Source organism: Nitrospinota bacterium (assembly GCA_029881495.1).
Lineage (GTDB): Bacteria > Nitrospinota_A > UBA7883 > JACRGQ01 > JACRGQ01 > JAOUMJ01.
The window spans coordinates 31,573-54,801 of sequence record JAOUMJ010000001.1 but is presented as its reverse complement, the minus strand read 5'-3'; the positions used below and the strand labels follow the sequence as shown (position 1 = coordinate 54,801).

The window sequence follows — 23,229 nt, the reverse complement described above, 5'->3', positions numbered from 1 at the left end:
AGCAGGTCGTTTTGTTAGACAGAGAATCACTAAAGATCCTGATGAACGAAGTTCCCGTGTTTGACCAGTTGACAGGCACCCAGCGTGAAACACTGGCCGAATTCATAAATTACGCCTTTTGCGGACAGGGGAAAGCGCTGTTCAAGGAAGGGGATAAAGGGGGAAGCCTCTACTACATCATCAGCGGACGGGTGGAAATACAGAAAAGGGGAGCAGGCGGCAAAAAATCGGTGCTCTCTGTTTACCGAAAAGGGGTTACCATCGGCGAGATGTCGCTACTGGAACCCGATGCGGTTCGCTCAGCCACTATCGTTGCCGTGGAGGATACCGAACTCCTTCAGCTCTCCCGGCAGAACTTCGAGGAAATACTCAGGAACCACCCGGAGATCGGCATACAGATGATGCGGAACATCGCCCTCCACCTCAGCTTACGGCTCAAGGATGCGAGCGGAAAAGTGGCAGACCTCACCGCGATCACAAAATTAACCAATGAGGGGCGACACGAGATACCCCCTGATATGAAGGACAAGATAAAACATGACCGCCGCTCTTGAGACAAAGGCCAAAAAGAGTTTCGGTGTTATAGTCTTTCCCGGCTCCAACTGTGAGCAGGACACGGTTCATGTTCTGAAAAATGTTGTAAAGGCTCCTGTAAGGGAGATATGGCACAAGGAGTCTTCGCTGGAGGGTGTGGATGTTGTCGTTCTGCCGGGAGGATTCTCCTATGGGGATTATCTCCGGTGCGGTTCAATTGCGAGATTTTCTCCTATCATGAAATCGGTTACCGATTTTGCCCGAAAAGGTGGAATGGTCCTTGGAATATGCAACGGTTTTCAGGTTCTTGTCGAAAGCGGTCTTTTGCCGGCGCTCTCATATGCAACAGCTCCCTGAAATTCATCTGCAAGGATGTTTATGTAAGGGTCGAAAGGGATGGGATACCGGCCCTCTCCGGCGTGAAAAAAGGATCCGTTCTGAAAATTCCGATAGCCCACCATGACGGCAACTATTTCTGCGATGAGGCAGAACTTGAAAGGCTGGAGTCCAACAGGCAGGTAGTTTTGCGGTACTGCAATTCCGAAGGGGTGGTGACCCCGGAGTCGAATCCGAACGGATCAGTCGCTAACATCGCCGGAATTTGCAACAAGGAGGGGAACATCTTCGGCCTCATGCCGCATCCAGAAAGATGCTCGGAATCGATACTTGGGAACCATGATGGCAAGGTCATTTTCGATTCTCTTTCCCGCGTTTCCTAGATAGACCTTTACAAATTTTCATTCTGTTCACCCTTTGACCGCGTAAATATATGCGCGGTTTGAATCATGTCGAGGCAAAAGAAGTCACGATTTATTCCACCGAAAACCGGCTACTAAAATATATTTAATGGAATATAGATTGCGGGTCATCCTTACGAAAATATTGTTTTATAATTTAACAAGAATCTAGGCAGAAAAAATTCGCGCTATGCGCACTTTTTTAACGACAGATATATTCTGGAGGAAAAATGAAGAAACAGCTGATCTTATTTTCGATTTTATTTATTGCCGTCGCGGCGCTTTCCTTTTCGCCTGGATGTGGAAGCGGAAAAACCGAAACTACCGGGACAGTGAACACCGATTTGCCGTCGGGCACAAATTCAGTTGGGTCATTTTCCGGCACGGTAAAGGCGGAATCGTTATCCGTCGGCGATGGATTGACGAAGCCGGGCGAAGATGGCGGTTCAGCGCGCATGGCTGCTTTCAGCGCCGCATCCAACTATATTGTCGCGGCTGTAAACAGCAGTACGAATCAGGTTTACAAGGCGACGACAGGCGCTGACGGCTCTTTTACGATAAGCGGCCTCCCCTCCTCATCAGCCGACTACACGTTGCAGATACTTGATAACAGCGGCAAGTATCTCGGACCGCTTACGACATCTTCAGCATCAGGCGGAAAAATTTCAACCGGTCTGACTTCCGCCGGGCAGGGGCTTGGAACCATCTCTATCCCCGCCGATATGACTGCCGGGGCGATCGTTACCGATGCGACCGATGTAGTAGTCGACGCAACCGAATACGCCAGGGCAAACACTTCAGGCGCGCCTGTAGGGCAGCTGGCAGGGGGGAAGGGTGCGGATGCGATACTTAGCGGAAGCAAAGATACCGGCTCTCTTGATATTGACCATGATGGCGTTCCGAATATTTTCGATGCTGACAACAACGGCTCCGGCACACCGGACGATCTTGACAGCACGGAAAAGGACCGCGGTAGCGAAGGGGTACCTTCATCGAGCGGTGTTCAGGGGATCGGGACGATCGTGAATCTGAAGATCGGGAATACGCAGGACGTTGTGAAAATGTATAACGGGACCGTCGCGGAGAAGAGCGCAACCATTGGCTCGGCGCTTGTTATCGGATTGACCATGATGCCAGTTTCCGGGAAGACGATATCTTCCGCCGTATGCTCCGCAGGCGCAAGCTGGAGAACGACAGCGAAGGTCACAAAGCCACAGGAGAATTATGCCAACGCGGATCTCTGGTCGAGCACGGCAGGGGGTTCGTACGGGTTGAATTGCTCAGGAACCGGTTGCAGTCTCAATCTCTGGCCGGGTGAGCCTATCTCAACTGGCGACACGCTCTTCTTCGATATTACATACAGCGACGGCACCACCGAGACCGTGGTATGGAGCGTATCTTTCGGGTTCAAGGATATTCCGAAACTGGTCGCCTTCAAGGACGGTACTCCAACGAGCAAAACAGATTACACGTTAGTGGACATTGTTAGCGGAACTGAAAACGGAACGATAGATAAACCTATCATCCACGCCACAGGCAACGACCTCTGGCTGAAATATTCACCCCCTGCCGATGAAAACGGCGACTTCCTTTGGGAGGATGCTATCAATCATTTCAAGTTCGAAGTATTTCCGCATGACGCATCGACCTTCCAGCAGGTACACCAAGCGGATGCTTCAAGCTGGAACATCTCGGGCACGGTCACCATCGCACAGGGGCCGGATCCGATAGATGCGACAACCGTACCCGGCAAGAATTTTCAGCAGAACATTTTCCTGAAGCATGATGGGAGCCCTGTTACCGATGGTAACTGGAAGAATGGCGCGTTTGCATGGGAGGTGCAAAATTCAGACTTCTCCATTCTGCTTGACCATGTAAGCACATCGACGAAAAGCACTACATCAAAAGCTATTGTCGATAACTACTACACTATCGTAATACCGGGAGATGTTCTTGACGAATCGCTTACTTCTGGCGGTACACCGGTGACTGTTGGCTGTTGGGATTTCGATATCGCGGCGCAGAAGGAGCAATCCAACGCGGCGATCAAGCTGTATGTTGCTACAACTTCGGGCGGGTGCCAGTTCAATTCGCCCCCTCCGCAATAGGAGCGGAAGTAACAGGCTCTGTTTAGGCAATAAAATAAAAAAGCCCGGCCGATCTGTATCGGCCGGGCTTTTTGTTTTTAAATTAAACTTTTTAAAAACCGTTCAGGTAAGGGAGGTTGGAATAATTCTGAGTACGGAAGAGAGCCCCTCCGTACTGCGAGTAGCTGTTATGGTTCCCGCCTACAAGGTTGTGTGATCCGTTTTTATGGTTGAGCCCCCATTTCCCACCTTTGGCTACACACTCCTTTTTGTTGTAGTTGCCGTCGGAGCAGACCGGATTCCCGCTGGTTCTCGCTTCATTGTATCCGATTATCAGGTTGCCAAGACCGTTTACGGTCGTCTGGTTCTTGCCGTTTATTATCTGCACGTTCAATCCGTTGAACAGCGCAGTCGGATAACCGTTCACGGTGGCCAGTTTCAGTTTGCCATCCAGTTCGAGTACGCTGTTTTGCTTTATAGCCTCGAGCGTCCTCCCCATTCTCCTGTCATTGGCCCTTGCGGTTTTCATATCATTTTGAAGCTGGCTGATAGTGCCGGATGTGCCGGAAATTTCCGTTTTCAGCGCAAGTATGCTTTCCGTTACCTGGATTACGTTGTCATTCGCGGAAGCAACACTCTCTTTCGTCGATGCTACATCGGCCTGCATGGCGATCACGTTTGAGTCTATCGCATCGACCCGGTTTTTCAGGCTGCTTATGGAATTGTCATTTTCACCGTATGTCGGTGCCGGTGCGTCGGACTTGTTGGCTATCTTTGAGTCGATGTTTTCAATTTCCCCTTCGAGATCCTTGATCTTGGCGTTCGCGGTTCTTATCTCCGCCTGAAGGGATTCTATGGTTCTCTGCATCTCTTTCATGGTTTTTTCATTGCTGTCAGCTTTTCTGTCGACGGAATTTATTTTTGAATTAAATTCCTTTTTTAGTTCATCGTTGCTGCAGGCTGATAAGGCAAAGATAAGTGGAATAGCGCATAAGATATGGATATGCCTTCGGCATGGTTTAATCATCAGCTCCTCCTATTTTGGGATGGCGGTTTTCCTGTTTCCACTATGCCCCCCCGGTCCTTGGGGAAACCGAATTTAATTCTACCATGACATACATCCAGCTTCATGTCTAATCGAGCTCCCTTCGTTATCTATATGAATTAATTGTCCATAGCCTGTAATATAATGAAAAAACAGCCACGATTCGACACAAAAGCCGGGGGGTACATCCGTTTTCCACTATGTCCTGTATATACTCATCGGAATTTGCATCTATTTCTTAATCTGGTACGATACTCGAGGTAGTGGATATCGCTCATTTGGCGTAGGGTCATAAAGATGCTTCGTGAGGTGAGCGGCATGGGGGCCTTTATTCTTTGTAAATTTGGAGATTGGAATGAATAGAAAATCTTTATTAATACTTTCCTGTTTGATCGCTTTTTCACTCATATTTCCCGGCTTGACTTATTCCGCCGATGATGAGGGGGGCGAAGAAAGTTCTTCCACACTCTTGGAGATACTAAACAAAAAGGGGATCGTCTCAAACGAAGAATTGAAGGTCCTTAATAAAAGCGAAGGTTCATGGTTCGATACGATTGAACTTTCGGGCGGGATCACATCAGGCATGCAGGGAACATCTGGAAACAGCGACACGGTCACCGGAACGAGCGATGGCACCAATTACTCTTTCTCTCTCGACATCGGTATTGATGCAGAGCTTGAGCCGGGGCATACCGTTTCCGTAGCGCTTGAATCGGGCGAAGGTGAAGGAATCGGCGCGGCGCTCCCGGACGGCGCTTTGGGCCCTAATTACGACCCTGCAAATTCAAATATGGATGGCGCTCAGGTTGTCACCGTTGCGCAGGCGTTCTACGAAGGCTCGTTCTTTGACGGCAAATTCGTTTTCGATCTGGGCAAAATGGATCTCCACTCGCTGTATGACGAGAACAATTTTGCCGGGGACGAAACGGCGCAGTTCATGAACGGAATATTTTGCAGGCTCACCGGCACCCTCTACCCGGAGCTTGAGTGGTACTATTCGCCCGGGATGAGGTTCTTCTTCGCGCCGGTTGATCTCCTTGAAGTTTCGTATGTGCTTGGTAACTCCAAGTGGGAAGATTTCGGGTCAAACCTTTTCCAGGTCGTACAGCTGAACCTGAAGCCGAACCTCTTCGGCAAGGAGGGGAACTACCGCGTCTACTACATAATGGACGACACGCTACGAACGCAGACCGTTGTTGATCCAGGCGATCCGGCCGCAACTATTGATATGCTTCTCCCTGCAACAAAAACCGCCGATGGAAGCAGGGCTGTAAATACCGGTTTCGGCGTGAGCATCGACCAGTACATCATGGAAGGTGTCGGCCTCTCCATACGCTACGGCTCGCAGGACAAGGCGATTGATCAAAACGGCGCGGTAAGCGCTATGACGTTCGGCATTCTTGTCGAAGGTGGCATCTGGGGGATGGATGACGATTCATTCGGCTTCGCCTACGGTTCGCTAACCAGCAACGATAAAACGAACGGTAGCGTGATGCTGGACGCCACCGGAGAGCCATATACCGGTCAGACAGCCATCGAAATTTTCTACCACTGGCAGGTCAAGGAAAAGATCGGGATTACCCCCGATATCCAGATGATAAGCAATATGCCGAGGGCCGACGCTGCGAGTATTACCGTATTCGGATTGCGCGGACAGTTTGATTTCTGATCTCCGCGACAATAGCGGAACTGCTCTCAGTTAAAGCCCGGAAAGGGTGAAGACCCTTTTTTCCGGGGCCACGGCTTGCCGTATCCATTAAAAGCCGAGCGCCGGGAGAACTCCGGCAGGCTTCGGTCTTTTCCGGTATTTTCATTACTCATGTATTTCCAGAATAAAGCGGTTACTATTATCCTGTCCCCGCTCCTATCGGCCAATTACTGGTGAGCGGATAGTTTTATTGAATGTCCAGGGATATCGAGGAGCCATGATTTGAAAATTTTCAGCTATGAGCTTGTGAATGTATTCACCCGCAATGGGAAGGGTGGAAACCCTCTCGCGGTGTTTGATGAGCCGACGCATCTTGAAACTCCGCAAATGCAGGAGCTTGCGCGGCGCATCGGGCTGTCCGAAACGGTTTTCAGGGTAGAGGTGAAGGATGGGGCAGACTACGCTATAAGGATCTTCACGCCGGAGAAGGAGCTTCCGTTTGCCGGGCATCCCACGATAGGCTCGCTGTTTACTTTGTTGCGCGCGGGACATCTGAAAAAAAAGAAGACCTACATTCAGCAGGTGCACGACAGGTATATCCCGTTGAAACTTTTCGATGACGGATTCATCAGCATGGATCAGGGGGAGCCGAAGTTTGGCGAGAGCATAGGCGGGGGGATGAGCGCGTCGCTGTTGACGTTGAAGGAGAGCGATATTGCGGGGCCTGCCACTGCGGTCTCCACCGGTCTGCCGTATATCATAATTCCCCTTTCGTCTTTCACTGCGCTGAAAAAGGCGAAGGTGAATATAGGTGTGAACAGGGAAGCGGCGAAAGCTACCGGCGCGGAAGGGGTTTTGCCCTTCGCGGTTTACAAGGGGGAGATAAGGTGCAGGATGCTTGGCCCTCTGCTCGGGATTCCTGAAGATCCGGCAACCGGGAGCGCCGCCGGCCCTTTGGCATGCTATGCGGTGGAGAATCGGCTGTTGGAAGCGAAGGCGCGCGGAGCCCTGGAAGTGGATATTCTTCAAGGTATCGGGAAGGGTGGGCCGTCCCTGCTGAGAGCCATCGTCCGCGGTGGAGTGGAGAAGGGGATGCGTGTAGAAGTGGGCGGATACTGCCGTTATGTCGGGAAGAGGAGCATAAAAGTCAGGGATTAAATGTCCGGCAATATTGGCTGTACGCCGGGCGCATGTGTGCTAATATTACCGTTCAAATTGCTTGTCAGGAGAGGTGGCCGAGTGGCCGAAGGCGCGCCCCTGCTAAGGGCGTATAGGGAGACCTATCGAGGGTTCGAATCCCTCCCTCTCCGCCATTTTCAATAAAATGGATTCGAAAAAGAATCGTGATTGTATAACCGGTCTACAAGCTTCTCTACCAGACAATCATCAAGAGAGTGAACGATAAGAATACCGTTAACACAAACAGCTTTTTCAGCTTCTCCAAAAGATGATCACGCTTGATAAACTCTTTTCGCAATGCAAACAGTCCGTATTCGATTTCCATTAAAAACACCATAATTAACTAACCTCGCACTTATTAATAGCAACTCGTGTGCCAATCATAACGCTTTGATTAATATAAACATATAAGACTAAAAAGCAGATACTGTATAAAATATTTACAGAGATGTGCCTTTTAAGTTCACTATTGATACTTTTTATGCCACTAGTAGTACAACCATGATGTAACTCTTTTTAAAACCGCACAGAAATGATATTCATTACATACCCAGTTGAGAGTGATCCCTGTTTGGGAGGAATATAAACCGGGAGTAAAAAAACTACTTCCTCTTTCTCAGCATCGCGGCGAACATGCCGTCCATTCCATGCTGTCCCGGAAATACCCTAAACCAGTTCCCGGCTGTAAGTCCTTCCGCTTCAAGGTCGGGGCGGAGCGCGGAGATATTTATCGCCTCAAAAGTATTATCCTCAGATAAAAACCTTTCCACTACTTCAACAGTCTCTTCCTTCTCTATGGAACAGACAGCGTAAACCAGCACCCCTCCTTTGACGACATGCCCGGCAGAGTTTTTAAGGATCGTCTGCTGAAGCTCCGCCGCTCTTGGTATCTCTTCCAGTGCGCGGTTATGCTTGATCTCGGGGTGCCTTCTTATGACCCCCATGTTCGAGCAAGGGAGATCGATGAAAATATTTTCAAAGCCGCTTTTGAGCGGCAGAGGTTTTGAAGCGTCCGCGCATACGCTCAAGCTGGCGGCATCCGGGCCCTTCCCCGCTACCGCAAGTTTATTGAAGGAAATGTCGGCTGAAATAATGCGCGTCCCCTTATCCAAAACTTTCAACAGGGCCGATGTCTTGTTACCCCTGCCGGAGCAGAGCTCTAGAACATCCCCCCCCCTCCCCGAAAGGAGAGAGACCGCGATGAGAGACGATTGGTCCTGCGGAGCGATCACTCCCCCCTCCATCAGTTTTCTAATATCCTGAACCGAGGCGTTATCAATCTCGACCCCCAGATCATTAAAGCTGTTTTTACGCACTGAAACACCCGAAGAAGCGAGCTTGTCAGGCAACAATGCCCTGAAATTCAGTGAAGGGAGTTTGTTATTTGCTTCGAATATTTCGATAGCCTTCGCGAATCCGAAATCGGCAATATATTTCTTTACTATCCATTCGGGATGGGAGCACTTCCACGAAATTTCAGCCGTGTCGTCTTCGTCCACGATCTCAAGATCCTCAACCCCCGGCCTGTTTTCCGAGAGCCTCCGCAATACCGCGTTTACAAGACCGGCCGTCCCTTTATGCCCGTATCTGCGGGCTAGATTAACGGATTCCCCTATCGAGGCGTGAAGCGGAACCCTGTCCATGAAAAAGATCTGGTAGAGCCCTAATCTGAGTATCATCGCTATTTTCAGTGGCAACTTCTGAAGCGGTGTGGTGCACCTCTCCGAAAGGAAATGATCGAGGAAGATGGATTGCCGAAGCACGCCGAAATAAAGAGCCTTTAAAAAGCCTGTGTCCCTTTCCCCAAGCCCTTTTTCGCTTACAGCCGTTTCGAAAAGCTGGTTCGAGAAAACCTTTCCCCCGTGAGTTTTTAAAAGAAGGTCAAGCGCGATCTCGCGCACCTTATCAACCGATCTGGCTTTTTCAGACATGATGCGGAGCCGGGGAAATTATCGGTTGAATAATGGAAAAGCCTTTCCGCTAACCGGGGGGCCACTCCATCTCACGACCGCCGAGAATATGCATATGCAGGTGGTCCACGGTCTGTCCGCCGTCGCTCCCCTGATTGATCACAACCCTGAATCCGCTCTCTTCAATATCATTCTCCCCAACCAGGACCTTGACGGCATTGAACATCTCGGCAACGGTCTCCCTGTCGAGCTCCGAGAGTGAGGTCATGTTCGGGATATGTTTTTTGGGGACAACGAGGATGTGTGTCGGAGCCTGGGGAACAACATCCTTGAAGGCGATCACGTTGTAACTGTCAAAAACCTTTTCCGAAGGGAGTTCCCCTTCAATGATTTTACAAAACAGACAGTTATCCATGGCTAGATTTTATTACAACTCAAGCCTCAATGGTAGGCATTTAATATATGGAAGGGCTATCACGGGCCCCGCTTTATTTTCTCTATTATGCCGGTGGTAGAATTCCCTTCGACATATTTGACTGTCATAACCTTCCCCCCCCATTTCCTGACGTCCTTATAACCGACTATCTGTTTCACGCTGTAATCCCCACCCTTCACGAGGATATCGGGTTTTACCGCACGGATCAGCTTCAGCGGGGTTTTCTCGCTGAAAATAATCACGGAATCTATGCAGTCGAGAGCGGCAAGCACATGCGCGCGGTCGCTTTCATTAAGCACAGGCCTCCCTTTCCCTTTAAGCGCCCTCACGGAAGAGTCGGAATTCAGCCCGAGCACAAGCGCGTCTCCCAGCTTCCTTGCTTCCTGAAGATATTTTATATGTCCGTAATGAACAAGGTCGAAGCATCCGTTTGTGAACACAACCTTTTTACCGTCGTTTTTAAGTATGGCGGCAAATTTCGCCGCCTCGTCTATCGTGTGTACCTTTGAGCCGAACGTCCCGGATTTGACCGCCAGGCTTTTTTCAAGCTCGTCTATACCGATACTTACCGCACCCAGATGGGCCACCTGCAGCCCCGCGGCGTAATTCGAAAGCATTGCCGCATCTTCCATGCTTAATCCGCCGACCATGGCCCACGTGAATACAGCCACGACAGTATCCCCCGCGCCGGTGACGTCGAAAACCTCTTTCGCTTCCGATCTGAAAAACTTTCCCGCCTTGCCATATTTGAAAAGCGCCATCCCGTCCGGGCCGCGAGTGGCAAGCACCGACTTGATCGAATGTGCGCGGATGAGGCTTATCGACGCCTTTTCCACCGACTTCTCATCCACACATTCCATCCCTGTCGCTTTTTCAAGCTCCAGCCTGTTTGGAGTGATCACATCGGCCCCGCGGTACTTTGCAAACGAGTTCCCCTTGGGATCGACAATAACCGGCTTTCTGTTTTTCCCGGCAAGCGAAATGATATTTTTTAGAAGAGAATTGGAAAGGAGCCCCTTGTTGTAGTCGGAGACTATTATCCCCCCGATGCTTCCGATATTTTTTTCGAGATATCCGATGATCGTTTTCTCCACTTTTTGCGGCAGAGGTACCCGCTTTTCCCTGTCGACCCTCATAAGCTGTTGTCCGTTCGCCATCAGCCTCGTTTTTTGGATGGTCGGCCTGTCGCCGGAAGCGACCAGCCACTTTGAGCTTATCCCTTCCCGTTTTAGAATTTTCTTCAGCACACCAGCCGCCTGGTCCTTGCCGGTCATCCCGATAAGCGAGACCTTCGCCCCCAGCTTGGCAAGATTATTCGCTACGTTTGCCGCTCCGCCAAGCGCGTATCTGTCGCTGTTGCAGTCGAGAATCCCGACCGGGGCTTCAGGGCTAATGCGGGAAATATCTCCGCTTAAATAGTGGTCGAGAATTACGTCACCTATCACGGCGACAGCAACCGGTTTTACATCCCTCAGCATCAGGTAAAGATTTCGTTCGAACAATTTTTTCTCCGCTAAATAAGGTTTGAATCGCAAAAACTGAAATACGCGCTCTTCCCGATAATTATATGGTCCAGAACCCCTATTCCGATAATTTCTCCGGCGCTCACCAGTTTTTTTGTTATCTCCTTGTCGTTCCTGCTTGGCTCCACGTCCCCGCTTGGATGATTATGCACCAGAATTATCGATGCCGCCGATTCCCTTATCGCCGGCTTAAAAACCTCCCTGGGATGCACTACACTCGCGGTCAGCGAGCCTTCCGATATCGTAACATCCTTCATCATCCTGTTCTGGCTGTTGAGAAGCACTATCTTGAAAACCTCTTTGGAGAGGTTGCACATGAGAGGCTGGAAATATTTAGATACATCCTCGCTCGTGGAAAAATTCTTTCCGTACAGGGAGTGCTTCTCAGCTATCACTCGCTTCCCCAGTTCCAGCGCTCCTTTCAGCTGCAACGCCTTGCTCTCTGTAATGCCGTCGAGCGCCACCAGTTCGGTCACCGACGCCGCTTCTATCCCCTGCAGGTTCCCGAATGCCTTTAGCAGATTCGTGGAAATATCCATTGAGGTCTTGCGTGACGACGATGTGCTGGTGCCGACTATTATCGACAACAGCTGGGCCTCGCTCAAGCTCTCCGGACCGTATCGCTTGAGCCTCTCCCTCGGCCGCTCGTTTTCCGGCCACTCCTTCATCGGCTGTCTGGGATATCTTTTCACGCTGAAAAGTTTATCACAATGAGGCGTTTAACTGCGCGCCACCCCTGCTATCGGTACCATCGGACGAGCTTTTCGGGAGAAACCCCCGCGAAATAGAGAACCAGCATTAATATATTCCTCGTTACTCCGAAAATTACCCCCGACTTTTCATAGCGTCTTGCGGAGGTAACAACAGGTTTTGCGACTATCCTAATATTCCCGACATGCCGAAGACGGCGGATGAACTCGACATCTTCCATCAGGGGGAGCGGCTTGAAACCGCCAACCGCAAAATAGACATCTCTTTTCATGAAGAACGACTGATCGCCGTATACAAGATTTAACAAACTCCCCCTCAGGTTCGCAAAAAAGGCAATGAACCGAAACCGGAACTTCGGTGAATCAAAACGGAGTTTGAACGCCCCCCCAGCCACGCTATCTTCGGCCAGCGTTTTTTTAACAAGTTCTTTCCACCCTTCCGGGAGCATCGTGTCGGCATGACAAAAAAGAAATACTCCCCCCTTCGCAATCCCGGCTCCGGCGGCCAGCTGGTTCCCTCTTCCAGGAGTTCCTTCAACGATGACAGCCTTGAAACCTCTTGCGGCGGCAATCGATATTTCATCGCCTTGAGGGACTGTGACTATGACCTCGATCCCGCTCTCCCCTTCCAGTTTTTCCAAGAGCGATCTCAGGGATTCGCTTTCGCCTCGGGCGGGGATGATTACCGAAACAGTATCAGGACTCAATCGAGCTTTTGGAGCGCAGGAACTGCTTCATCCGGCTGAGGATCGTGTTATTCAGCAACTTTTCCAGCTTTTGTGAATTTTCCAGGTCCGGGATGAACGTCATAAAAAACTGCGTAGGGTTTTCAATGCCGAGCTGTTGAGCGTTGGCGTAGATGGCGGCCGCCCTGTTCATCCCTTCTTCGCCGGGGAACGTGCTTACGAACGATTCTCCGTAGGTATTGCGGAACATGATGGTGACTTCATCAATATTTTTCGTCCAATCCTTTGAATGGAAATTGGCCACTACAAGAAGTTTCGTAACTTTTGCCCTGTGAATCAGGTATGAATTGTCGATCGATGAGATCTGGACATTGGGCATGAATTCCGAAATGAGCCGGACAAGGCTTTGGATTTCGTTCAGTGATACCGACAAGGGGCTTGAAACAAGATGGAAAAATGTTCTCACGTCCACGATATTGTTTACAACCAGCCAGAAAACAACCTCCGGCAGTATCTTCCCTTTCTTTACGATGGCGTCATCCATGTTTATCCCGCGCGCAAGAAGGGTTGTCACGTTCCCTCTCATGACGTTCCAGATGGGAGGCTTCCCCCTGATGATCGTTGGATTGAAAGTAACCGACTCCAGCCTTAGCGCATCGTCGGACGCCTTTTTAATAAGTTCGACCTTGCCGGTCTTTTTGCCATAGAAAGAGAAGAGCTTCCGCCCAAGAATGGTAAGATCCCCTTCGGAGATCATTGTTTCATTCTGTTCCTTCTTCTTTAAATTATCCGTAAGCCGCTTGTATGTCTCCAGCAGAAATCCGTGCAACTGGCTCCCGAGCTTCGACATCCTTTCAAAATTCCAGTTGTCGTAGTTATTCATGTCTGTCAGCACTTTATCGTCCCAAGCCCACTCTTTCACATAGGAGAGCATGACCGACTCCTTGTAGCCGGGATTATCGCGGGGGAACGAATCAGGCTGGATCTTTATGTGGACCTTGTTGTAAAAACATTTCCTCAGCAGGTCGACAATATCCGGCCTCTCCTTATGAGTGTAAAACTTCAAAAGACCGTCTATCAGGAGAAGGTAGGGATCGACAGGCCTTTCTCTTTTTTCGCTGTACAGGTTTTTTTTGAGCTCATCGCAAAGGAAAAGTCCCTCCCAATCATCATCGGTAAAGCTTTCCAGCATCGCCATCTTCAACACAGACTTGAAGGGAGAATCAATAGCCTTGTTTATCTGCCATAATGCCGCGCCAAAAAGCTCTTTCTCGGGGATTACGAACAGGTTGCCGAGATCTACGAATTTGTCGGGATGTATGGAGTAGCACTTGGGAATGGTTTCCAGCACCTCCTTGTATACCTCATCCGTCGTGCCGGGGGATGTGAGCCACCAGACAGGATATTTGCCAGCCACATGGAGAGCTGTCCGATAAAACTCCTCCTTTAACAGCGCGGCCTGGGAGGAACCGGCGCTCTCCTTGTCCGCGCCTCCGAACTTGTTTTCGAGCACCCGCGTAACATCGGTAAGAAAGAAATGGAGCTCAACCCCCATCTTGTCCCCCCACTCCTCGATGGCAGTAAGTTTTGTGCGCAAATAGGAAAGCTCGGCGCCGGAAAGCTTCGATTCATCCAAAACTACCCAGTAATCAAAATCGGATTTTTCATTCTGTGCGACCGTGCCTACGCTCCCCATAAGCATGAGAGATTCTATCAGCGTTTTTTCCCTGGCGTTTCCGGCATAACCGTTCCCTTCGTAAGGGGACTGTTTTTTTTCCGGCAGGTGGAAATTCTTGAATACCGACAGAACAGCCTTCCTGTGCTCAGCGGTCAATTTATAAAAGGGGACAACCTTGCTCGTCTCCATTCCCTCCTGGTAGCCGGGAAGGGAGGGATGGTTATTCTCAAGGAGAAAAGGGACGACCTGTACGGCGATCTTCGTAGGCACCTCGGCTATTTGAAAAGCCTTCGCTGTCCGATCCGCGTTGTACTTCTCGAAGGCCTTTAAATTCGCCACAAGGTCAACTTCTCTAATCATATAATGCTTTCGTTATTTGCTAATATGGAACTGCCACTCAGCGTGGTACATTTCGCGCACTAATACGCGTACTCTCCACCTCTCCTGACTCCGATGCCAAAAATATATTTTATTTCTTGCCGGCGTATAAACGCCCTTCCATCTCCGAGACATACTCCTCAGCCTTCATCGCTGCGATCGCCCCGTCTCCAACGGCTGTCGCAACCTGGCGTAACGGCGTAATCCTGCAATCGCCTATCGCAAAAAGCCCTTTTTGCGACGTCATCATGTTTTCATCCGTCTTGATAAATCCGGCGGCATCCTTTTCGCACTCCACAAAACTTGTCGACGGGATTATCCCTACAAACATAAAAACGCCATCGAGTTTCAATTCCTTTTTCGCGCCATCCTTTACGCTTTCAATTTCGACACCTGTCACACCGGACTTGTCACCCTTTACCTCGGTCAGGCGGCTGAAAAAATGGTACTCAATGTTCTTTTTTTCACCCAACCGCTCCTGCAATACCTTTTCGGCCCTGAACTGGTCGCGCCTGTGAATGATATGAACCTTGCTTGCCAGCTTGCTCAGGTATATCGATTCCTTTACGGCCGTGTCTCCGCCGCCAACCACGGCGACCTCTTTGCCGCGATAAAACGGCCCGTCGCATGTCGCGCAGGTAGAAACGCCCTTGCCGATAAACTCCGTCTCTCCCGGAACGCCGAGCTTGGACGGTTCCGCGCCTGTAGCGATAATTACCGATTTCGCGCTCAAGGTCTCTTCACCGAGAGCGATGCTGAAAAGATCGTTCTCCTTCTTAATGCTTTTTACTGTTCCGTACTTGACCTCAAGACCGTTTGCCTTGGCATGCTCTTCGAATTTCCCCATCAGCTCCATTCCCGACAGAGAGGGAAAACCGGGATAATTTTCTATGATGTCCGAGAGGGCGATCTGACCGCCGATTCCTGCTTTTTCAACCATTACCAGTTTCATTCTTGAGCGCAGGCCGTAAATTGCCGCTGTGATGCCTCCGGGACCGCCGCCGATAATAATAAGGTCATATGTTTCCATCGAATACCTCAAATAAAACCTACAAGGAAATTAAAATAATGCTTTCCGCCAAAGCATCCCAATACTCCGTCAGTCTCGAAAGACACACTCGTAGTATTCTACCTCTTCCGGCAAGCCATTCTCAACGCTCACTTTTTCAAAATTTTCGATTTTGCCGAAAAATATCCGTTTAACTTCCTTTTGCGTTTGTAATGCCATAAAAGTAAAGTAGTCCCCTATGGGAAAAAACTTCATGTTCGGGAAAGCGGCAATTATCGGCGTGGGGCTTATCGGGGGCTCCCTTGCGCGCGTTTTCAAGAATAGGGGTATCGCCGAAAAGGTCACCGGCTCCGGCAGAAGCCGTGAGAATATGGAAAAAGCTGTAACACTCGGCATTATCGACGAATCGCTCCCCGCCGAAGAGGCCGTGAAGGATGCCGACCTCGTATTCCTCTGTGGGCCTGTAAAATCGATTTTGCCAACCTTGGAGAAAATTGCCCCGAATATAAAAAAAGGGGCGATAGTCAGCGATGCAGGCTCTACCAAAAAGAGCATCGTCGACGGTGCGAAAATAATCGCAGGAGGCAAATTCACTTTTATCGGCTCCCACCCAATAGCCGGAACCGAAAAATCTGGCGCCGATGCGAGCTTCGAAACCCTTTTCGACAATCACAAATGCATATTGACCCCCGATTCCGATACCCCGGAAAAGGAGTTGGAACTGCTGAAAAATGTCTGGAAAAAAGCTGGAATGGAAATAGTGATCATGACGCCTGAAAGACACGACAAGATCCTTGGTGCTGTATCACACCTCCCCCATTTCGTCGTCTACGCCCTGGTAAACACCGTATCCGACCTGGACAAGGAATCCGACCTGATAAAATTTGCCGCAGGAGGCTTTAAGGATTTCACCCGTATTGCCTCCAGCCCCCCGGAAATGTGGGCGGATATAGCGCTTGAGAACGCCTCGGTCATGGGGGAGCAAATGGAGATGATGATCGAACATCTCCAGATAATCAGGGAAGCGATCCGGGAGAATGACAAGGAAATACTGCTTGAGATTTTCGGCAAATCGAGTTCCTTCAGAAAGAAGCTCCCTTGATAATAACCATCGACGGCCCGGCAGGTTCAGGCAAATCGACTACCGCCAAACTCCTGGCAAAAAAATTGAACGCCACTTTCCTCGATACCGGCGCGATGTACAGAAGCGTGACCCTTATGGCGCTCGAAACCGCCGAAAGTATGGACGACGCGTCCCAACTTGGAGAAATTGCCCGGAACATTTCGATTGAATTCAGGGAAGACCCGATCCGTGGACAAAGAACGTTTATCGCAGGCAGGGACAGGAGCGAAGATATCAGGTCACGGAAGGTTGACGAGAACGTATCCGCCGTTTCGGCCCATAAATCCGTGAGGGACTCGATGGTCTCGATCCAAAGGAGAATCGCAAAATCATCCAAAATCGTTGTTGGAGAGGGGCGGGACCTTGGAAGCGTGGTCTTTCCCGACGCGGAGTTCAAGTTTTTCATAAATGCCGATCCTGTAAAGAGGGCTCAAAGGCGCGCCTTGGAACGGGGAGAAACGCTGGATGACAGGAAAATTGAAGAAATCAAAAAAAGGGACCTTCTCGACTCCAGCCGGGCCGAATCACCTCTAATAGTCCCCGAAGGTGCGTATATTATCGATAATTCCGACTTATCTATTGACGCAACGCTCCAAAAATTACTAGAATTAATCGCTTAACCGGGCACTTGGCCGGAATCCAAATTTACAGGAGGTTTATTAATACATGTCCAAAGAGAGCAATAGCGCTATAGCCGAAAAATCGGGTGGTATAGAGGAGGAAAATCTTACCGTTGAACAGATGGAGGAGCTGTATGAAAACAGCATGAAACTGTTCAAGGAGGGGGAGGTTACCAGCGGAACGGTTATCGCCATCTCCAACGACAAGGTTGTAGTTGACGTAGGTTTTAAATCCGAGGGAATCATCTCGGCATTCGAATTTCCAGGCGGAGCCGATAGCGTAAATATCGGCGATACAGTTGAAGTGTTTATCGACCAGACGGAGAATCAGGACGGGGTCATGATCCTCTCCGTTGAAAAAGCGGCCCGGCTAAGGAAGTGGGACGCTATCAACAAGGTCTACGAAGCAGGGAATACCATAAAAGGAAAGGTCATTGGGAAGATCAAGGGCGGCCTTACCGTGGATATCGGCCTTAGAGCATTTCTTCCCGGTTCTCAAATCGACCTCCGACCGCCGAAAAACATGGATGAATATCTGGGGCGGGAGTATGAATACAAAATAATCAAGATGAACAAGCGGAGGGGGAACATTGTCCTCTCCAGGCGCGCGATCATCGAAGAAGAGAGAAAAGCCTCCAAGGCGGAAACCCTCTCAAATCTCGAAGAAGGCGCGATAGTCACCGGCATCGTAAAGAACATAACCGATTACGGCGCGTTCATCGACCTTGGCGGGGTGGACGGCCTTCTTCATATCACCGATATGTCGTGGGGGAGGATCAACCATCCATCTGAAATACTCTCCGTAGGTCAGAGCGCTAAGGTCATTGTCCTTAAATTCGACACTGAATCGGAAAGGGTTTCGCTCGGCCTGAAACAGCAGTCCGAGGATCCATGGAAAAATATTGAGGAAAAATACTCAATAGGCACAAACGTCAAGGGTAAAGTCGTATCCATCACAGATTACGGCGCGTTCCTGGAACTTGAGAACGGCGTTGAAGGACTCGTTCATATATCTGAAATGACATGGAGCAAACATGTACGCCACCCCAGCCGGATAGTAAATCCCGGCGATGACGTGGAAGCGGAAGTCCTTAATATCGACAAGGAGCGAAAAAGGATATCGCTTGGCATGAAGCAGGTCTCTTCAAACCCATGGGAAAATATCGAAGAGAGATACCCTGTCGACACGATTATCGAAGGTACCGTCAGGAACCTTACCGATTTCGGTGCGTTTGTCGAGATAGAGGATGGCGTTGACGGATTGATACACATCTCCGACATGTCCTGGACCGCAAAAGTGAAGCACCCTTCTGAGGTTGTGAAGAAAAAGGATCGCGTTAAGGCGAAAGTCCTGAAAATCGACAAGGATGGCGAAAGGATATCGCTTGGGCTGAAACAGCTGGAGCCGGATCCATGGGAAAGCGTTGCCGATAAATATAAAATCGGTCAGGAAATCAGCGCAACCATCGTGAAGGTAACCAATTTCGGAGCATTCGCCGAGATTGAACCCGGAATTGAAGGACTTATCCATGTCTCACAGATATCCGGCGGCGCTACGGACGCGAGAAAAGAGCTGACCGTGGGAAACAAGTGCGACGTGAAGGTAATCAAGGTAGACGCTGAAAGCAAGAAGATCGGGCTTAGCATGAAAGACGGTCCTATTGACGATAGGGCGGGCGACGAAACAGATTTTGAAACTGAAGATTTTCCTGAGGAAGAATAACAAGAATTAAATGGGCGAGAATAACGGCCTCGCTGAAAAAGGAAACCGCACCCGCAGAATATTCGGCGGGTGCGCGGTTCTCTTCCTCCTTGTTGCCGGATTCTTCCTCCTCGTAGCCGTAATCCCTTTTATTACTCCAGATACGGACGGGATCACGCTTGGACGTGACAAGATAGCCGTTGTTGAAGTCTTCGGCCCAATAATCGAATCCGACGAACTCACCAAACAGATAGAAAAATACGCCAAGGAGGATTCCATCAAGGGGATCCTCATACACATAGATACGCCCGGCGGTGGGGTCGCGCCTTCCCAGGAGATCTATGAGGCGATAATCAAGGCGAGAAAAAAGAAACCTGTCGTATCCAGCATGGCGTCTGTCGCGGCCTCCGGCGGCTATTACATCGCGGTTGCCACCGACAGGATAGTTTCGAATCCAGGAACAATTACCGGGTCGATCGGCGTAATTATGGGCTTCATGGACCCAGGGGGCCTGATGGAAAAACTGGGACTCGACACCATCACGGTTAAATCCGGCAAGTTCAAGGATATCGGAACCCCTGGAAGAGGATTCAGCGAAGAGGATAGAAAAGTCATGCAGGAAGTCATCGACGACGTATTCGAGCAGTTCATGGAAGCCATCGCTGTTGGACGTTCCATGGATATGGAAGAGGTACGAAAACTGTCCGACGGAAGGATCTATTCCGGCCGCATGGCAAAGGAAAATGGAATGGTGGACGAGCTTGGCACATTTCGGGACGCGGTAAAGATTCTATCCGAAATGGCAAACATAAAGGGCGACCCTGTAATCGTGAAGGAAGAGGAAGACCTCACCTTCCTAAAGGAACTCTTATCGGAGGAGCTCGGCTTCCTTGGAGAACTGAAGAAACCTGCCGCGACGCGCCCCGGGCTCCATTTCCTCTGGACGGGATACTGAACTGAAAACGCGGTTAACCGCAAAACCTTCCTTTTCGATTCACTTGCCATCCACCCTTTTCAGGGCAATCGCTCCATAAATATTCTAAAATTATAGTTATGGCCAGGATGATCCCCCCCACGATAGACCACGATACGACCAGCAACGGCGAAATTGAAATTTTCAGAAAACTGAAAAAGGACAAACACTCTGACAACTGGATCGTCCTTCATTCTCTCGACCTTGCCCAGCATGTAAAAATGGGGACGGGGGAGATGGACTTCGTTATCATAATACCCAACAGGGGGATACTCTGCCTTGAAGTAAAGGGATTCAACCGCTTCATCGTAAGGGACGGCAGGTGGAAGTTCGGCGCCGACCGCCACTGGAGCACGCGGAGCCCCTTCGCGCAGTCGAAGGAAGCGAAATTTTCCCTCCTTCACTGGCTTCAGAAAAGTAGCAGGCCGGATCTGGCGAACCTTTTCATCTGGCACGCCGTAATATTTCCTTTCGCCATTTTCAGGAACAAAAATTCGCCGGAGTGGAACGAGTGGGAAGTCATCGACAAAACGATGTACCTGCGTGAACCGTTAACAAAACTGCTCGAGAATGTGCTTCAAAAGGCGTGGGGGCATTTCAAAAGGAAAAAGGACAGCGAATGGTGCAGGCTCCCAAATGAACAGGAGTGCATAGACGTAGCAAACACTCTAAGGCCAAGATTCGAATTTTTCCTCAGCCCCAAGGAGGAGATGAAGATCTCCGATGAGGAGGTAAAAAACTACACGGAAGAGCAGTTCGCCGCGCTAGATGCGCTGGAATACAACGACAGGGTCCTTTTCGACGGCGCAAGCGGCACAGGTAAAACTCTCCTTGCGATAGAGATAGCCAGGCGCGCGGCCGCGAAGGGGGTAAGAATGCTTCTCGTTTGCCATAGCCGTCTCCTTGGGGAAATGCTCGAAAATGAAACCCGCATGCTCGCACCATGGGTTACCGCGGGGGCTTTTAGGGAGATAAACGTCAGGAACAACTCCGATTCAAAATATGACCTGGTGATCATCGACGAGGCCCAGGATGTATTCAACCATTTGGATGCGCTGGAGTACATTGATTCGAATCTGAATGGTGGGATAAAGGAAGGGAGATGGAGAGTGTTTATCGATACGGCATCGGGCGATTTCGGCAATGAGGCGAAGATAGGGGAGTTGAACCGGTACACCAACAATTACACAAGATATGCCTTAAAGACTAACTGCCGTAATTCCTCCGAGATTGCCTCTTTCGCGGCATCAATGAAAAGCGGACATACGCTATACAGCGAGATCAAAAGGAAAAATTCCGACGCCAAGCCTGAAATAATCTTCTACCCCGACAAGGAAGCAGAGATAATTAAACTGAAGGAGTACATGGAAAATCTTTTGAACAGCGGAGTGCCGCCGGAAGATATCATTATCCTCTCCGCCAAAAAGGTGAAAGATTCCGCCCCTTTCGCCTTAAGCCGGGAGGAGAAATGGAAATCAGTTTTTATCCAGCAGATTTCGAACTCAACCGAGGAAGGGAAAACAGGTTACTGTTCGATATGGGATTTCAAGGGGCTGGAAAAAAGGGCCGTTATCCTTACAGACATCGACGTACCTCTCGACGCAGATTTGCGCAATCTCCTTTATATCGGCGCCTCACGCGCCCTGCATAAACTTACGCTCTTCGCGTCTGATATAAACAGGAAAGATTTTGAGCGGCTCCTCCCCGCATCGGATAAGGCGTCTGTATAAATAGAATTTGTTTTACGACAACTCAGAGTAGCGGCACGAACAGATACTCCTCATTTAATATTTCCTGCAAGCTTCATAATGATGTCGTGTATCGAATAGCTCTTGCCTCGTCCCTTCTCCCTGTAGATCTTTTTCAGCATCTCAACATCTTCAAGAAAATCGCTTTTACCGGCGTCCCCGCTCTTTCCGGTTTTCTCAAATTTCAGGCTTGTAATATCTGACGCTACCGTTTTCCCGGTTAGTAGCCAGTCTATGGAACAGCCGGAATGATTTTGTATCTTTATAAGGTTTTCGTATGTAGGCATCTTCCCCTTTTGCCAGTAGTACTGAAAAAGCCCTCTTTGTATCCCCACTTTTTTTGCCCACCTGTACGGACGCTCTTCACCTTCAAGCGACATTAAAATTCTCAGCCTCTCCTTAAAAGTCTGCTCCATACTCCCCCCTTCTTCTGCCCGATAAAATACAAAAGCCCCGCGCCTCGCCGGTGATTTTCGGCAACGGCGAAAATCGACATATATCAATAATTGAGTGATAAATCGGAAAATGGTAATCTATGACCTGCAAGTAATTGACTACATGACTATTATTCGCAACTGCACAGCCGGTCGACATCATTGAATTGCCCAAATGATTGCTACGGACATGCTTTGCGCCTTCCCGTATCCGAAGGCGATACTGGATGGGCATTTTTGCGGACCAGCTTCGCGGGCGGTATATATATTTATCGTCATGTATATCATTACCGATATATTAATCACCTTATGGTGATATGTCAAAACAAATTTGACGGCAGGGGGATTTAGCAAAAGTGGGTGATGTAAGGGGCTTTTTGTCGAGGCTCAAACTGCTGGTGGAGGAACTCGCAGATGGAAAAGAGAACAGGCTGGCAGAAATTCTTGGCGTACACCCCGGAATAATCAACAAATGGAAAAAACGGGAGAACTATCCATCTTCCGAACACCTTATTAATATCAAGGAAAAACTCGGCGTGAATATCAACTGGCTTCTGCTCGGCGAAGGAGCCAGGTATCTCCCTTCCGCCGTTCTGCAGGCGGCTAAGAGCGGAGGGAAAAGCCTCGACAAAAATTTATTCTGGGGTGATGTAGAGGTGGATCTGGTCGCCGTAGGAAAACGCCTTCGGCAGATAAGGGGCGACCTGACACTGAAAAATGCTTCCGTTGAGTCGGCAACCTCCATTCAAGGGATTCGCGACGCTGAAAAAGGGATCAAACCTCCCGACCCCCGCTACCTCTACTGGGCCTCCGGGTATGGCGACACCTTTTCCGACTGGATTATGACCGGCGAAGGGCCGCGTACTTCCGAAGAGGCTGATAAACTTTTCAAGCAGGGAAAAATTTCGGCGGAAGAGTACGCGCTCGTCGCGGAGAGAAAAAAAGGGTATGGACAGCCGATTACCCCGGATGAGCGTGAACTGCTGGAACTTTACAGAGCTTCACCTGATGAAGGGAAAAAAGGGGCTGTCGCCGTGCTCTCCGTTTACCGGAAGGGGAAATGATCTCC

The 23,229-nt window shown here is 49.8% G+C and carries 20 protein-coding genes, 1 tRNA gene and 1 pseudogene; 12 read left to right on the top strand and 10 right to left on the bottom strand.

The window, feature by feature from the left end; genetic code table 11:
* The first annotated feature begins 11 nt into the window (after positions 1-11).
* From OEY64_00240 to OEY64_00230, 3 genes and pseudogenes are all read left to right on the top strand, one after another.
* Positions 12-554 (top strand): cyclic nucleotide-binding domain-containing protein, encoded by a 543-nt coding sequence (locus tag OEY64_00240; protein MDH5541369.1) that lies wholly within the window; start codon positions 12-14, stop codon positions 552-554.
* Positions 538-1,253 (top strand): annotated as a pseudogene (purQ, locus tag OEY64_00235) (phosphoribosylformylglycinamidine synthase subunit PurQ). Before OEY64_00240 ends, purQ begins: the two are co-directional and overlap by 17 nt.
* Positions 1,254-1,501: 248 nt before the next feature.
* Positions 1,502-3,379, top strand: a complete 1,878-nt coding sequence (locus OEY64_00230; protein ID MDH5541368.1) for a carboxypeptidase-like regulatory domain-containing protein — start codon at positions 1,502-1,504, stop codon at positions 3,377-3,379.
* Between the two features lie 91 nt (positions 3,380-3,470).
* On the opposite strand, the gene OEY64_00225 is transcribed toward OEY64_00230, so the two are convergent.
* Complete coding sequence (locus tag OEY64_00225; protein MDH5541367.1) at positions 3,471-4,385, bottom strand: hypothetical protein; 915 nt, start codon at positions 4,383-4,385, stop codon at positions 3,471-3,473.
* Between the two features lie 373 nt (positions 4,386-4,758).
* Between OEY64_00225 and OEY64_00220 the strand changes: the two genes are divergently transcribed.
* From OEY64_00220 to OEY64_00210, 3 genes are all read left to right on the top strand, one after another.
* Positions 4,759-6,072, top strand: a complete 1,314-nt coding sequence (locus OEY64_00220; protein ID MDH5541366.1) for a carbohydrate porin — start codon at positions 4,759-4,761, stop codon at positions 6,070-6,072.
* A 261-nt stretch (positions 6,073-6,333) separates the two neighbouring features.
* Positions 6,334-7,209: a PhzF family phenazine biosynthesis protein gene (locus OEY64_00215; GenBank protein MDH5541365.1), complete on the top strand. Its 876-nt coding sequence runs from the start codon at positions 6,334-6,336 to the stop codon at positions 7,207-7,209.
* A 67-nt stretch (positions 7,210-7,276) separates the two neighbouring features.
* Positions 7,277-7,364, top strand: a tRNA-Ser gene (locus OEY64_00210).
* Positions 7,365-7,423: 59 nt separating this feature from the next.
* Here the strand turns inward: OEY64_00210 and OEY64_00205 are convergent.
* The 8 genes from OEY64_00205 to trxB form a co-directional block, all read right to left on the bottom strand.
* Positions 7,424-7,555, bottom strand: a complete 132-nt coding sequence (locus OEY64_00205; GenBank protein MDH5541364.1) for a hypothetical protein — start codon at positions 7,553-7,555, stop codon at positions 7,424-7,426.
* A gap of 277 nt (positions 7,556-7,832) precedes the next feature.
* Positions 7,833-9,161 carry a hypothetical protein gene (locus OEY64_00200; GenBank protein MDH5541363.1) on the bottom strand — a complete coding sequence of 443 codons (1,329 nt, stop codon included), beginning with the start codon at positions 9,159-9,161 and terminating at the stop codon, positions 7,833-7,835.
* A gap of 49 nt (positions 9,162-9,210) precedes the next feature.
* Entirely contained in the window at positions 9,211-9,555 is a 345-nt protein-coding gene (locus OEY64_00195; protein MDH5541362.1) for a histidine triad nucleotide-binding protein, read from the bottom strand.
* A 59-nt stretch (positions 9,556-9,614) separates the two neighbouring features.
* Positions 9,615-11,078, bottom strand: a complete 1,464-nt coding sequence (gene rfaE1, locus OEY64_00190) for a D-glycero-beta-D-manno-heptose-7-phosphate kinase (GenBank protein MDH5541361.1) — start codon at positions 11,076-11,078, stop codon at positions 9,615-9,617.
* Between the two features lie 11 nt (positions 11,079-11,089).
* A complete protein-coding gene (gene radC / locus OEY64_00185) occupies positions 11,090-11,791 on the bottom strand; it encodes a DNA repair protein RadC (GenBank protein ID MDH5541360.1) in 702 nt (233 codons plus the stop codon).
* A gap of 47 nt (positions 11,792-11,838) precedes the next feature.
* Positions 11,839-12,516 carry a TIGR04283 family arsenosugar biosynthesis glycosyltransferase gene (locus OEY64_00180; GenBank protein ID MDH5541359.1) on the bottom strand — a complete coding sequence of 226 codons (678 nt, stop codon included), beginning with the start codon at positions 12,514-12,516 and terminating at the stop codon, positions 11,839-11,841.
* Complete coding sequence (locus OEY64_00175; protein ID MDH5541358.1) at positions 12,506-14,533, bottom strand: class I adenylate cyclase; 2,028 nt, start codon at positions 14,531-14,533, stop codon at positions 12,506-12,508. Before OEY64_00175 ends, OEY64_00180 begins: the two co-directional genes overlap by 11 nt.
* A gap of 109 nt (positions 14,534-14,642) precedes the next feature.
* The gene (trxB, locus tag OEY64_00170) at positions 14,643-15,581 is read right to left on the bottom strand and encodes a thioredoxin-disulfide reductase (GenBank protein ID MDH5541357.1); all 939 of its coding nucleotides are present in this window, start codon (positions 15,579-15,581) and stop codon (positions 14,643-14,645) included.
* Positions 15,582-15,813: 232 nt separating this feature from the next.
* Here trxB and OEY64_00165 point away from each other — a divergent pair, with 232 nt between their 5' ends.
* The 5 genes from OEY64_00165 (at position 15,814) to OEY64_00145 (ending at position 21,708) form a co-directional block, all read left to right on the top strand.
* Complete coding sequence (locus OEY64_00165; protein ID MDH5541356.1) at positions 15,814-16,662, top strand: prephenate dehydrogenase/arogenate dehydrogenase family protein; 849 nt, start codon at positions 15,814-15,816, stop codon at positions 16,660-16,662.
* Positions 16,659-17,303 (top strand): (d)CMP kinase, encoded by a 645-nt coding sequence (gene cmk / locus OEY64_00160; GenBank protein MDH5541355.1) that lies wholly within the window; start codon positions 16,659-16,661, stop codon positions 17,301-17,303. Before OEY64_00165 ends, cmk begins: the two co-directional genes overlap by 4 nt.
* A 46-nt stretch (positions 17,304-17,349) precedes the next feature.
* On the top strand, positions 17,350-19,026 hold the full coding sequence (locus tag OEY64_00155) for a 30S ribosomal protein S1 (protein ID MDH5541354.1): 1,677 nt from the start codon (positions 17,350-17,352) through the stop codon (positions 19,024-19,026).
* 10 nt (positions 19,027-19,036) lie between these two features.
* The gene (gene sppA, locus OEY64_00150) at positions 19,037-19,960 is read left to right on the top strand and encodes a signal peptide peptidase SppA (protein MDH5541353.1); all 924 of its coding nucleotides are present in this window, start codon (positions 19,037-19,039) and stop codon (positions 19,958-19,960) included.
* Positions 19,961-20,058: 98 nt separating this feature from the next.
* Positions 20,059-21,708: an NERD domain-containing protein gene (locus OEY64_00145; GenBank protein ID MDH5541352.1), complete on the top strand. Its 1,650-nt coding sequence runs from the start codon at positions 20,059-20,061 to the stop codon at positions 21,706-21,708.
* 50 nt (positions 21,709-21,758) lie between these two features.
* Here OEY64_00145 and OEY64_00140 read toward each other — a convergent pair whose 3' ends face one another.
* A complete protein-coding gene (locus OEY64_00140) occupies positions 21,759-22,142 on the bottom strand; it encodes a hypothetical protein (protein MDH5541351.1) in 384 nt (127 codons plus the stop codon).
* A 374-nt stretch (positions 22,143-22,516) separates the two neighbouring features.
* Between OEY64_00140 and OEY64_00135 the strand changes: the two genes are divergently transcribed.
* On the top strand, positions 22,517-23,224 hold the full coding sequence (locus OEY64_00135; protein MDH5541350.1) for a helix-turn-helix domain-containing protein: 708 nt from the start codon (positions 22,517-22,519) through the stop codon (positions 23,222-23,224).
* The last annotated feature ends 5 nt before the right edge of the window (positions 23,225-23,229 follow it).

Bases quoted from the DNA above. Each gene is read 5' to 3' on its own strand.
- OEY64_00140 (MDH5541351.1), bottom strand. From the start codon at position 22,142: ATGGAGCAGACTTTTAAGGAGAGGCTGAGAATTTTAATGTCGCTTGAA.
- sppA (MDH5541353.1), top strand. From the start codon at position 19,037: ATGGGCGAGAATAACGGCCTCGCTGAAAAAGGAAACCGCACCCGCAGA.
- OEY64_00165 (MDH5541356.1), top strand. From the start codon at position 15,814: ATGTTCGGGAAAGCGGCAATTATCGGCGTGGGGCTTATCGGGGGCTCC.
- OEY64_00220 (MDH5541366.1), top strand. From the start codon at position 4,759: ATGAATAGAAAATCTTTATTAATACTTTCCTGTTTGATCGCTTTTTCA.
- OEY64_00195 (MDH5541362.1), bottom strand. From the start codon at position 9,555: ATGGATAACTGTCTGTTTTGTAAAATCATTGAAGGGGAACTCCCTTCG.
- OEY64_00175 (MDH5541358.1), bottom strand. From the start codon at position 14,533: ATGATTAGAGAAGTTGACCTTGTGGCGAATTTAAAGGCCTTCGAGAAG.
- OEY64_00145 (MDH5541352.1), top strand. From the start codon at position 20,059: ATGGCCAGGATGATCCCCCCCACGATAGACCACGATACGACCAGCAAC.
- OEY64_00155 (MDH5541354.1), top strand. From the start codon at position 17,350: ATGTCCAAAGAGAGCAATAGCGCTATAGCCGAAAAATCGGGTGGTATA.
- trxB (MDH5541357.1), bottom strand. From the start codon at position 15,581: ATGGAAACATATGACCTTATTATTATCGGCGGCGGTCCCGGAGGCATC.
- OEY64_00230 (MDH5541368.1), top strand. From the start codon at position 1,502: ATGAAGAAACAGCTGATCTTATTTTCGATTTTATTTATTGCCGTCGCG.
- OEY64_00200 (MDH5541363.1), bottom strand. From the start codon at position 9,161: ATGTCTGAAAAAGCCAGATCGGTTGATAAGGTGCGCGAGATCGCGCTT.
- OEY64_00225 (MDH5541367.1), bottom strand. From the start codon at position 4,385: ATGATTAAACCATGCCGAAGGCATATCCATATCTTATGCGCTATTCCA.
- OEY64_00205 (MDH5541364.1), bottom strand. From the start codon at position 7,555: ATGGAAATCGAATACGGACTGTTTGCATTGCGAAAAGAGTTTATCAAG.